Here is an 11,799-nt window from a genome sequence, read left to right as displayed (position 1 = left end):
CTCAGTTCTTCAAGCTGGCAAGATAGGCGATGATCGCGGCGCGACGCTGGGCATCGGCAACTTGCCCGGCCACCATCTCGGTGCCGGGAACCTTGCCAGATGGATTGGCGATGAAGGCATCGAGTTCGCTCTCGGTCCAGGTCAGGCCGGATTTGGCCATGGCCTCGGAATAGCTGAAGCCCGCGACCGATCCGGCACCCCGGCCGACCACGCCATGCAGGTTGGGGCCAATGCCCGATGCACCGCCCGGCTCGGCCGAATGGCACGCGGTGCAGACGGCAAAGGCGGCCTTGCCCGCTGCGACCAGATCCCAGGCGGCAGGGGCGGCCGGAACCGCAGCTACACCCGGCGGGCGCACCACGATCTGTTCGACCGGGTCTTCGACCTTCGATCCGCAGGCGGTCAGGGTCAGCGCGAGGGCAATCACGGCGAGGGTGGCGGATCGGTGCATGGCGTCTCGCTCCCGGTTCAGGCGAAGTGCTTGGCGAGCGGCAAGGCGCGGATGCGCTTGCCCGTGGCGGCGAAGATCGCATTGGCGAGGGCCGGTGCAGCGGGGGGTAATCCCGGCTCGCCCGCGCCGCCAAGCCGGACATGATCGCCGTTGATGATCTCGACCGCGATCGCCGGGCACTCGTCCATCCGCATCAGCTTGTAGTCGTGGAAATTGCTCTGCTCGACCGCTCCGTCCTTGAGCGAGATCTCGCCGTATAGGGCTGCGGTCAGCCCGAAGACGATCCCGCCCTCCATCTGGTTGCGGAACCCGTCCGGGTTCATCGCGAAACCAGGATCGGCGGCACACCAGACATTGGTCAGGCGCGGCTTGCCGCTGCTCATGTCAACCTCGACCACTTCGGCCACGATCGTGCCGAAGGATTCGGTCAGAGCAATGCCCCGGCCATGCCCGGCGGCGGGCTTCGCGTTCCAGCCCGCCATGGCCGCAGCCTTTTCCAGCACCGCCTTGTGGCGCGGGGACTGGCCCAGCATGGCCAGGCGGAATTCCAGCGGATCGCGGCCAGCGGCCTGCGCCGCCTCGTCAATGAAGCTTTCGATGAAGAATGCCTGCTGGCTGTGATCGACCGAGCGGAACGCGGCAAACGGCAGATGCAGTTCCGCTTCGGCCACGCGGATCGACTTGTTCGGAATGTCATAGAAGGCGCAGTCGCAGGCGTCGGCCGGGTCGTTGCGCTGGGTGAAGACGTTGTTGTACGCCGTCAGCCGCCCCTGCGCGTCCAGCCCGCCGGTGAACCGGCTCATGTCGGCGCAGCGGAACAGGCCCTTCTGGGTATCTTCCTCGCGCGACCAGATCATCTTGACCGGATAGCCCGTGGCCTGCCCGATCCGCGCCGCCATGACCACGTAATCGGTCTCCAGCCGCCGCCCGAAACCGCCGCCCAACATGGGGTGATGCATGGTCACGTCATCCTTGGACAGGCCCAGCGCCTTGGCTGCGGCGCTGCGCGCCATCAGCGGCACCTGCGTGCTGGTCCAGATCTCGCAACGGCCATCGCGCGCCCAGACGGTCGCGTTCATCGGTTCGAGCGGGGCATGGGCGAGGTAGGGCACCTGGTAATCGGCGCTAACGGTCTTGGCCGCAGCCTGCATCGCCGTGGGGACATCGCCCCGGCCAATCACTTCCTCGCCGCCCTTGTCGCCAGCCGCATCCAGTGCAGCGGCAAAGCGGGCGAACTGGTCATCGCTTGACCGGATCGTGCTTTCGGGCGCGGTATATTCGGCAGTAACCGCGTTCAGCGCCTGCTGGGCCTGCCAGTAGCTGTCGGCCACCACGGCCAGAAAATCGCCCATGTTGAGGATTTGCAGCACACCGGGCATGGTCTTGGCCTGCGCGGCATCCATCTTCGCCACGCGGGTGCCCGGCACCGGCACGCGGCGCACGGCGGCATAAGTCAGGGTCTGACCCGGCACCACGGCATCGATCCCGAAGCTGGCCGCGCCGTTGACCTTGTCCGGGATATCGATGCGCGGGACATCCTTGCCCATCAGGCGGTAGTTTTCCGGCGCCTTCATCTGCGGGGTCTGCGGCATGTCCTGTTCGGCCGCCGCAGCGGCAAACTGGGAATAGGGCGCCGACCGGCCCGAGGGCTTGTGGCTGAGCATGCTGTTCGCCGTGGTGATTTCGGCCGCGGCCACGTCCCATTCCCTGGCCGCAGCGCCGATCAGCATCTGCCGCGCCGCCGCCCCGGCGATCCGCATGGTCCGCTGACCCGTGGTGCGGATCGATGAGCTGCCGCCGGTGATCAGGCCATCGGCCAGCTGGGCGATCTTGGTGAACAGGCCGTTCCAGGTCGGCTCAAGCCAGTCCGGCGCATCGAGCGTTCCGGGGGCCACAAAGGTCCGGATCGTGTCGGTCACGACATAGCTGCCATCCGCTGGTGCCTGCATCACCCGGACCAGCGACCAGTCGGCATCAAGCTCGTCCGCCAGCATCTGCGCCAGCACCGAATGGACGCCCTGACCCATCTCGCAATGCGGGACAATCGCGGTGACGATATTGTCAGCACCTATCTTGAGCCAGCTGTTGATCAGTTGCTCACCCTCGCCCCCGGCTACCAGCGGCCCCAGCCTGCCCACCGGATTGCCGGTCCGCACGCCAACGCCGATCACCAGCGCCCCGCCCGCGAGTACCCCGGCGCCGATGAAGCCGCGCCGGGTCCACTTGGCGGCGCGGCTGCGCTGCGGTTGTTGCGGCATGTCGTTCATGACCGCAGCTCCGCGCCCTTGGCCGGTTCCAGCCCGGCCGCGACCTTGATCGCGGCCCGGATGCGGACATAAGTGCCGCAGCGGCAGATGTTGCCGGCCATGGCGGTGTCAATGTCGGCATCGCTGGGCTGCGGATTGTCGCGGAGGAGCGCCGTGGCAGCCATGATCTGGCCTGACTGGCAATAACCGCACTGCGGCACCTGTTCACTGACCCAGGCCTGCTGGACCTTGCTCAGTTCCCCGTCTGGCCCGGCCACGCCTTCGATCGTGGTGATCGCCTTGCCCTCAGCCTCGGCTATCGGGGTGGAGCAGCTGCGCACCGGCTGGCCATCCAGATGCACCGTGCAGGCCCCGCATTGGGCCACGCCGCAGCCGAACTTGGTGCCGGTCAGCCCCAGCTTCTCGCGCACCACCCACAGGATCGGCATGGCCGGATCGGCTTCCACCGATGCAGCTTTGCCGTTGATCGTGAACTTCACCATATTTGCCGTGCCCCTGTTTGCCGATTGGTTAGCCCGGAAACGGCCGCGCACTCAAGCGCCAACCGCCGCTGCCACCATCGCACGCAGCGGCAGGCGCGCGGCCATCTGCACCGCCAGTAGTCGGCAACGCCGCCTCGTCGATCGACCGCCCAGGCCGAGCGGTGAAGTATCATGCCTGAGCTGCAACACCGGTAAGGGAGAGCCTGACCGGCAAAGACCGTGTCCGCCTATGCAGGCGGCGCTCCGGGCAGCAGCAGTGATGCCGCCAGTCCGGGGCAGTTATCATCCAGCTTCAGGCTGCCGTTGTGCAAATGAGCAACTGCTGTGACCAAGGTGAGTCCAAGGCCCATACCGGGCAGTGACCGGGCCATTGATAGCCGCCGGTATTTTGCCAGGGCTTCCGAATAGCGGTCAGGCGGGATGCCATGCCCACTGTCTCTGACCGCGACGATGACCTGTCCGTCGCCCCGCCTGGCCTGCAACCAGACCTTGCCGCCAGCCAGACCGTGCTTGAATGCATTGTCGATCAGGTTCGCCAGCGCCCTGGTAATCAGGCCCTTGTTGCCATGGACCCACAGTTCGCTCTGGCAATCGAGTTCCAGTTCCACGCCGTTCACGTGGGCCAAAGGAAGGTACATCTCGAACAGGCCGCGCAGGACCGCGGCAAGATCGAAAGTTTCAAAGTGCTCGCGGCCAATTCCGGCTTCGGCGCGACTGACCTCCATCGTATCGTCGATCATCCGCAGCATCAGCGCGATTTCCTGTTCAATTGCCTGAAGGCTGTCAGCCGGCTTCGCATCGCCCGCAGCCAGTCCGGCCCGTTCCAGGCTGGCGCAGATCCGCGTCAAAGGGGAGCGCAAGTCGTGCGCGAGGGCATCGGTCATTGTCCGGTTTTCCTCGATCAGGCCTTCAATCCGAGCCAGAATGCGGTTCAGCGATTCCGAAACCTGATCGAGCGGATCGAGCGAGTGGTTGCGCGGTGCGCGCCGGGAAAGATTGCCCGCCGCAATGTTCGAGGCCGTGCGCGCCACCACCTGAACCATCCGGTTCAGGTGGCTGCGAATGAACAGGCTGCCCAGCGTTGCCAGGGCCATGGCCAGCAGGATGGCCCCAAGAATTGCGTGGGTCATGGCCAGTCGCACTTCCTCGCGATCATCCAGCAACCCTGAAACCAGCAAGCGGTTCCCGTTCTCAAGCTGCGTGACGGACGCCAGATAAGGTCGGGCGCGGCGCTCCCCATCCTGGCGCAGCTGGACGGGCTGCCAACCTTCGACATCGTCGACGGCGGCTGGCCAGCTGGCAAGATTTCCGCCCAGTTTGCGGCCTCGGTCATCGACCAGCAGGATCAGGCCATCATCGATGATGCGGCGTTCGATCCGGTCTTGAATCTTTTCCAGCAACAGGGCCGTTCCGCCATCCTGAAAGTGGCGCTCCAGGTTTCCGCGCCTCCGCTCAAGTCGCCCGGTGAAATCGGCCAGCAGGATTTCTTCCGCCTGACGGTTGGCGAACCACAGCACGGGCAAAGTGCAGGCCAGACTGATGGCGAAACAAAGCAGCAGGAACCGGGTGGAAACCGATTTGAGGAAGGCAAACCGGCTAGGCGTCATCGCGCTGATCGCACAGGCGGTAGCCCAGGCCGCGAATGGTGTGCAGCAATCGCGGCAAGCCGGGCATATCGATCGACCGGCGCAGGTTGCTGACATGGACATCGATCACATTCGTGCCCGGATCGAAATCATAGTGCCAGACCTGCTCCAGGATCATGCGCCGCGTAACCACCTCACCCTTGTGCCGCAGGAAAAAGGCCAGCAACTGCGAACCGCGCGGAGACAGGCTGAGCGGCTGGCCAGCGCGCGAGACCTGGCCAGTCATCAGGTCCATGCGCAAATCGTCGCACGACAACCTGGCCTGTGCCGGACCATCGGGCGACTTGCGCCGCAGCACGGATTCGATCCGGGCGAGCAGTTCAGCCGATGCAAAGGGCTTGGTGAGATAGTCATCCGCCCCGGCGCGCAAGCCGCGCACGCGCTCGTCGGTCGAACCAATCGCGGACAGGATCAGGACGGGAATGTCGCACCCCTCGCCGCGCAGTGTCCTGAGCAGGGTCAAGCCCTCGACGCCTTCCATCAACCGGTCCAGCACGATGCAGTGATGCGCGCCTGACCGCGCCAGATTCAGCCCGTCGATGCCGTTGTAGGCGCAGTCCACGGCGAACCCTGCCTCTTGCAGTGATGCGCAAATGAATCTGGCGGTCTTGGGGTCGTCCTCAATCAGCAGGACTTTCTTGGTCAAGGTATGCTCTTGCAACAGGTGTGAGACCCGTGCGCGTTAGCGGCACTCCGTGACAATCAGGAGACAAGCGCCCGGTCCGGAAAGCGTCCGCTGCTATGCACGAAGCCAGGAACGCAGGCCCAATCGGTGGCCGCGCGGGGACATTAAGGAAACCTAATGAAACTGACCAAAACCTAACATTCACGGGAAGTAGCCCGCTCCTCGCTGCACTGCAACACAGGGGCTACCGTGATTCGTCCATTCATGTTGATCGCCACGGCCGTTCTGGCCCTGGCCGTTCCCATCCACGCCCACGAAGGCGGCCACAAGCCGGACCAGGCCCCGTGGCAGCAGGCCTCCGGCTGGCCTGACCGGATCGTTGCCACCGTAGACGGCAATCCGGCGACGAGCATCAGTGTGAACTGGCGCACCGATACCTCGGTCACTGCCACCAGGGCGGAAATCGCCAAGGCTTTGCCCGACGCCCGGTTCGACCAGTTGGCCGCGACCGTTGCGGCGCAAAGCGAAACCATCGACCTCGCTGCGATCCAGCGCGCGGGCGTGCGCATCCCGGTTGCCCATAACGAAGGCCTGCCCGGTGCGGCCTATCATTCGGTGCGGTTCGAAGGCCTCGAACCCGATACGCTTTACGCTTACCGCGTTCAGGGAGCCGACGGGAAGTGGAGCGAATGGTTCCAGACCCGCACCGCACCGCGTCAGGGACCGGTAAAGTTCATTTATCTGGGTGACGCGCAGAACGGCCTTGATTCGCACTGGCCGCGCGTCATCCGCGCCGCGTTCCAGACGGCCCCCGATGCCCGTTTCATCCTGCACGCCGGTGACCTGGTCAATCGCGGTTCGCGCGATCTGGAATGGGCGCAGTGGTTCCGTGCGGGCGGCTTTATCCATGGCATGGTCCCGGCCATCCCGGTGGCCGGAAACCATGAATACGAAGCCATCGGCCTGACCGAAGCAGACAAGCAGCGGGCGCTGGCGTTTCTGTGGCGGCCGCAGTTCCGCCTGCCGGTGGAAGCGACGCTTCCTGCTGAACTGCATGAGACTGTCTATGACATCCGCTATTCGGATGATCTGCACGTCTTCGTGCTCGATTCCAACGCGCCGGATACCGCAGCCCAGGCTCGCTGGCTCGATGCAAAGCTGACGGCCAGCACTTCGCGCTGGCGGATCGTCACGCAGCATCATCCGGTCTTTTCATCCGGACGCGAACGCGACAACGCCCGGATGCGCGAAATCCTGCTGCCTGTGCTGCTGCGTCACAAGGTCGATCTGGTGCTGCAAGGCCACGATCACACGTATGCGCGCGGCTCGATCGAGGAACCGGTCCAGAAACCGCGCCGCCGGGCCGCGCGCGATGAGCGCGGGTTGACGACGATGTTCGTCAATTCGGTGTCCGGCCCCAAGCAATACAAGTTCCGCGAAAATGGCTGGGAAGATTTCGCGCCGTCCGGCGTCAGGCTGAACCGGCTGGGGGAAAACACGCAGTTCTATCAGGTGATTTCGATCGACGGCGGCACCCTGCACTATGCCGCCTATACGGCCGATGGCCTCCTGTATGACGAAGCCCGCGTGAACAAGGCCGCCGATGGCGCCAAGACCATCGCGCCGCAGAAAAGCGGACTGCCGGACACCCGGCGGTTCGAAAACTCCCTGCCCTACTCGGGCACCGGGAACTGACCACCAGAGCAGCGCTCACCTGCTCACATGCAATCACGACAACGCATCCAATCCGACCAACCAGGGGAAAAACAATGACGGGCCGTTCCGCCACGATTCGTATTGCCATGCTCGCGACAAGCGCGCTGGCCGCACTCACCGCTTCGACCGGCGCCTTCGCCGCCTCCGCGACCGCCGATACAGGCTCGCTGCCGGTTGCGGGCGCTGCCGCTGCTGCGGCGGCTGACGAGGCCACCATGGGCACCATCGAAGGCGTCGTGACCGACGCTTCGGGCCGCTTCATCAACGGCGCGGAAGTCCGGCTGGACAGCTCCAGCGTGGTTGCGCGGACCAATACCGAAGGCCGCTTTCGCCTGAACCGGGTGGCGGCTGGCCCGCACACCATCACCGTGACCTACATCGGCCTGCCGGATGTCGTGCAGCAGATCGAAGTCCAGTCCGGCATGGCAACGGATGTTGCCGTGCGCATGGCTACGCAGTCGGCCGACGGCGAGATCGTGGTTTCGGCCGCGCGCCCGATTGCCGAATCCGAAGCCGCCGCGCTCCAGTTGCAGCGCTCTTCGACCTCGCTGGTCAGCGTCGTGGCGGCGGACAGCATTGGCCGCTTCCCCGATCAGAACATTGCCGCCGCGCTGTCGCGCCTGCCGGGCATCGCCGTGCAGCGCGATCAGGGCCAGGAACGCTTCGTCAGCCTGCGCGGCGCGCGCACCAGCTGGACCACGATCTCGTTCGACGGAATCAACGTGATCAGCCCGGCTGGCCGCACCACCCGGTTCGACACCATCCCGTCCTCGATCGCCAGCGCAGTCGTGGTGCGCAAGGCCGTGACTGCGGACATGGCGGGTGAGACCGTTGCGGGCAACATCGACGTGCGTACGCGCGGGGCGTTTGATTATCCGGGCTTCCGCATGGCCGCCGATCTGGGCCTTGGGTTCAACGATCTGGGTGGCGGCAAGCAATACAACGCCAGCGGATATGTCGCCAACCGGTTCTTCAACGATACCGTCGGGCTGCTGCTGACCGCGTCGCGGTATGAACGCGACATGGTGACGGACAACTTCGAAGGCGGCTGGACCCTGCGGCCCGACGGGCAGGTGTGGAACAACAACAGCCAGAACAAGCTTTATCGCCTGACCCGCAGCAACACCGCGTTCGGTGGCCGGCTCGACTGGCGTCCTGCGCCGGGGCATGAGTTCTTCCTGAATTCCGTGCACACCGAATTCCGCGACGACGAACTGCGCAGCGCCTATGTGTTCGACGTCGATGACAGCCGCAACGGCCCCGGCTGGGCCAATTCATCGACCGGGAATACGCCGTACAAGGGCACGATCTATGGCGTGGAAATCGATTCGACGCTCAACAGCAATTCATCGCGCCAGCGGATCTTCACCAACACGCTGGGCGGCAACCATGAAATGGGTGCCTGGGATGTCAAATGGCGGCTGAACTTTACCCGCGCGCAGGCCGATTCCCGCCCGCCGTTCGGGTCCACCTGGGTCAGCCCGCGCGACGTCCTGCTGCGCCCGACCGTGACCTATGACCTGACCAACCCGGAAATCAACGCGCTGCGGCTCTATCAGACGATCCGCAATCCCGACGGCAGCTTCAGCCGCGGGGCAGAGCGCCCGTTCATTTCGACCACCGAACTCGATTACGTGACCATGACCCGCAACGATCAGCGGGACGAGACCAAAGCCTATACCGCACGGCTTGACGTCAACCGCGACATCGCGCTGTTCGGCAGCGAAACGAAGCTTCAGTTCGGCGTCCAGATGGATGACCGCACCAAGGATTCCAACCGCACCGTGCTGGAAGCACGCGCAGCCGACCTGACGGCCGCCGGTATCCCGCTGCCGCGCATGGAAGCCTTTGCGATTACCGAACCGTTCAAGGGCCGAATCCCGCTGGGCTATGACTTCCGCTATTTCTCCAGCGAAATGGGCGCTGCGATGTTTGACAGCTTCGTCACGCGCGGCGGCACGCGGGTGCAGCCCAACACGTCGCAGATCAACTACTACAAGGTGAACGAGCGGGTCGTCGCCGGATACCTGATGGGCACGTCGTATTTCGACTGGGGCAATATCGTGGCCGGCGCGCGCGTCGAAAACGTGCGCAACAAGAGCACGGCCAACATCCAGTCGACGGTCGCCGGGGCCACGGTCTTCACGCCCGCCACGCTGATCGCCGATCAGACGATGGTTTTCCCCAGCGCCCACATCAACTGGGATCTCACATCCGACATGAAGGTGCGCCTGTCGTTCAACACCGGCGCGGCGCGGCCGGACTATCCCACGCTGCGGCCGAACCTGTCGTTCAACGACGTTGCAGGCACGGTTTCAGGGGGTAACCCGCTGGCCAAGCCGGAAAAGGCCAAGGGCGTCGACCTCTACTACGAATGGTATATGCCCTCGCGCGGGTTCTTCTCGGTCGGGGTGTTCTACAAGGACCTCAAGGACGTCCTGTTCAACATCGAGTATGACCAGTTCGGGATCACGACTTTCGACACGCCCGAACTGAAGCGTTCGACGTATTCCTATACCACCACCGGCAACGGCGGCAGCGGCTCGATCAAGGGGCTGGAAGTGGCCTTCTCGCAGCCGTTCGAAGGGTTGGCCCGCAGCCTTGGCCTGCCGGAATGGATGGGCGGGTTCGGGATCCAGGCCAACCTGACCCTGAACGACACCGAAGCCCGGACCCCCGATGGCCGCACCGTCAAGCTGCCGGGATCGTCGGACCTGCTCTACAACGTGTCGGGCTACTACGAAAAGGCCGGGTTCTCGGCCCGGCTGAGCTGGCAGCATCGCAAGGAGTGGCTGGATTCGCTCGGTTCCAACCCGATTGTCGGCGACAACTTCTGGGGCAACGTCGGGCGGCTCGATCTGTCGATGCGGTACGAGATCAACAAGAACATCGAGCTGTTCTTCGATGCCAACAACCTGCTGGACGAACCGGGCATTCGCTACGTCGGCGATCCTGCACGCGTGATCGAGTTCGAAAAGTTCGGCGCGCGTTATATGTGGGGCGCTCGCTTCAACTTCTGATCCGGCTTAATCCAGTCGAAGGCCGGAGCGCCCGCGGGCGCTCCGGTCCTCTCCTTTTGCACAGGACCTTTTCGTCATGCTCAAGTTCCGTTTTGCGCTGCTCAGCTGTGCCTTGCTCGCCGCGCCAGTGGCTGCCCACGAAGGGCACACGCGCCTGGTTGTGCCAGCCGATGCCCCGGTCAGCAGCGCAGGAGAACGCGAATGGCTGGCTGGCGATCATCACATCCACAGCGAATTCAGCGCCGATTATCAGGCCGATCCGGCCAACCCGGCCGCGATCCCCACCCCGCTGTTCGGCAAGGATGGGCGCTATTCGATCCAGAAGAATGCCGAAATGGCCCGAGGGTTCGGGCTGGGATGGATGGTTTCCACCGATCATGGCGGCCCCAACCATTCGCAGATCAACCGCGACATCGCCTATCCCGCGCTGCTGGAATCCCGGCGCGCCGTGCCCGAAGTGCTGCAGTTCTACGGCATGGAATTCGACACGCCCAATGGCGATCATTCCAGTCTGATCATCCCGCGCAGCGATGGTGAGCGCAGCCAGTTGTTCGAGATCGAAAAAGGCCATTCCCGCCGCGATCCGCATCCCGCCGATCCGGCGCGCGATGAACCGGAGCGGATGATCGCCGCGCTCAACGCAATGAAGGCGCATCCCTTGCCGCCGGTGCTGTTTGCCAACCATCCTTCGCGCTCGGCCCCGGAAGCCGGCAAGTATGGGCGCTATGATCCGGCTGAATTCCGCAACTGGAACGATACCGCGCCCAAGGTCGCAGTCGGCATGGAAGGCGCGCCCGGCCATCAGGCTGGCGCGATCAGCCCCGATGGCAGCCTCGATCCCGAAGGTCGGCGCGGCGGCTATCGCAAGGTGCCGACCATGGGCGGGTTCGATCCGATGACCGCACGGGTTGGTGGGCTGTGGGATTCCATGCTGTCCGAAGGGCGGCGCTGGTGGGTCACCGCAACATCGGATTCGCACCGCCACTGGCGCGAAGGCGGCAGCGATTTCTGGCCGGGTGAATATTCCAAGACCTATGTGCTGGCCCGGCGCGACCACACCGACATTCTGGACGGCCTGCGCCATGGCCGCATCTTCGTGACGACCGGTGATCTGGTGTCCGCCGTCGATGTGAAAGTGACGGGTTCGCGTTCGCGCGGCAAATCGGTCGGGCTTGGCGATGAACTGGTGATCCGCCCGGGCGAAACCATCACGGTCGAAATCCGGGTGCGCGATCCGCAGGGGGCGAACAGCGGCGGCCATTCGCCGCAGGTAGCCCGGATCGACCTGATTTCCGGCACGGTCACCGGGCCGGTGGCAGACCGCAGCACGGACCGCGCGCCCGCGACCACGGTGCTGCGCCGCTTTACCAGCGCCGACTGGCAGCGGCAGGGCGACGATCTGGTGATGCGCCACCGCATCAGCAAAGTGCAGGCACCGCTGTATCTGCGCGTGCGCGGGACCAACACCCAGGAACTGGAACCGGCCGAAGATCCGGCTGGTGAGAACCCGTGGGACGACCTGTGGTTCTATGCCAATCCAACGTTCGTCACGCCGCGCACCTGATTGCCGGTTCCCCGCGGCCTGATCCGGA

8 protein-coding genes are annotated in these 11,799 nt (G+C 64.6%); 3 read left to right on the top strand and 5 right to left on the bottom strand.

The features are described from left to right. Position 1: 1 nt before the first annotated feature. The 5 genes from Q8Q53_RS15275 to Q8Q53_RS15255 form a co-directional block, all read right to left on the bottom strand. Entirely contained in the window at positions 2–451 is a 450-nt protein-coding gene (locus tag Q8Q53_RS15275) for a cytochrome c family protein (RefSeq protein WP_305702644.1), read from the bottom strand. A gap of 17 nt (positions 452–468) precedes the next feature. Continuing rightward, the gene (locus Q8Q53_RS15270) at positions 469–2,718 is read right to left on the bottom strand and encodes a molybdopterin cofactor-binding domain-containing protein (protein WP_305702643.1); all 2,250 of its coding nucleotides are present in this window, start codon (positions 2,716–2,718) and stop codon (positions 469–471) included. Then, on the bottom strand, positions 2,715–3,200 hold the full coding sequence (locus tag Q8Q53_RS15265; protein WP_305702642.1) for a (2Fe-2S)-binding protein: 486 nt from the start codon (positions 3,198–3,200) through the stop codon (positions 2,715–2,717). Before Q8Q53_RS15265 ends, Q8Q53_RS15270 begins: the two co-directional genes overlap by 4 nt. 227 nt (positions 3,201–3,427) lie before the next feature. After that, positions 3,428–4,807 carry a HAMP domain-containing sensor histidine kinase gene (locus Q8Q53_RS15260; RefSeq protein WP_305702641.1) on the bottom strand — a complete coding sequence of 460 codons (1,380 nt, stop codon included), beginning with the start codon at positions 4,805–4,807 and terminating at the stop codon, positions 3,428–3,430. Beyond that, entirely contained in the window at positions 4,797–5,492 is a 696-nt protein-coding gene (locus Q8Q53_RS15255) for a response regulator transcription factor (protein ID WP_305702640.1), read from the bottom strand. Before Q8Q53_RS15255 ends, Q8Q53_RS15260 begins: the two co-directional genes overlap by 11 nt. A gap of 243 nt (positions 5,493–5,735) precedes the next feature. Here Q8Q53_RS15255 and Q8Q53_RS15250 point away from each other — a divergent pair, with 243 nt between their 5' ends. The 3 genes from Q8Q53_RS15250 to Q8Q53_RS15240 all read left to right on the top strand — a co-directional run bounded on the left by Q8Q53_RS15250 (position 5,736) and on the right by Q8Q53_RS15240 (position 11,771). Further along, on the top strand, positions 5,736–7,166 hold the full coding sequence (locus Q8Q53_RS15250) for a metallophosphoesterase family protein (RefSeq protein WP_305702639.1): 1,431 nt from the start codon (positions 5,736–5,738) through the stop codon (positions 7,164–7,166). A 74-nt stretch (positions 7,167–7,240) separates the two neighbouring features. Then, positions 7,241–10,207 (top strand): TonB-dependent receptor, encoded by a 2,967-nt coding sequence (locus Q8Q53_RS15245; RefSeq protein ID WP_305702638.1) that lies wholly within the window; start codon positions 7,241–7,243, stop codon positions 10,205–10,207. A gap of 76 nt (positions 10,208–10,283) precedes the next feature. After that, complete coding sequence (locus Q8Q53_RS15240; RefSeq protein WP_305702637.1) at positions 10,284–11,771, top strand: phosphoesterase; 1,488 nt, start codon at positions 10,284–10,286, stop codon at positions 11,769–11,771. Positions 11,772–11,799 lie beyond the last annotated feature (28 nt).

Origin of the sequence: Novosphingobium sp. (genome assembly GCF_030699305.1) — a bacterium.
Taxonomy (GTDB): domain Bacteria; phylum Pseudomonadota; class Alphaproteobacteria; order Sphingomonadales; family Sphingomonadaceae; genus Novosphingobium.
This window is presented reverse-complemented; position numbering and strand designations above follow the sequence as displayed.

Coding starts and splice junctions, on each gene's coding strand:
- Q8Q53_RS15250 (WP_305702639.1), top strand. CDS start 5,736: ATGTTGATCGCCACGGCCGTTCTGGCCCTGGCCGTTCCCATCCACGCC.
- Q8Q53_RS15270 (WP_305702643.1), bottom strand. CDS start 2,718: ATGAACGACATGCCGCAACAACCGCAGCGCAGCCGCGCCGCCAAGTGG.
- Q8Q53_RS15265 (WP_305702642.1), bottom strand. CDS start 3,200: ATGGTGAAGTTCACGATCAACGGCAAAGCTGCATCGGTGGAAGCCGAT.
- Q8Q53_RS15240 (WP_305702637.1), top strand. CDS start 10,284: ATGCTCAAGTTCCGTTTTGCGCTGCTCAGCTGTGCCTTGCTCGCCGCG.
- Q8Q53_RS15260 (WP_305702641.1), bottom strand. CDS start 4,807: ATGACGCCTAGCCGGTTTGCCTTCCTCAAATCGGTTTCCACCCGGTTC.
- Q8Q53_RS15245 (WP_305702638.1), top strand. CDS start 7,241: ATGACGGGCCGTTCCGCCACGATTCGTATTGCCATGCTCGCGACAAGC.
- Q8Q53_RS15275 (WP_305702644.1), bottom strand. CDS start 451: ATGCACCGATCCGCCACCCTCGCCGTGATTGCCCTCGCGCTGACCCTG.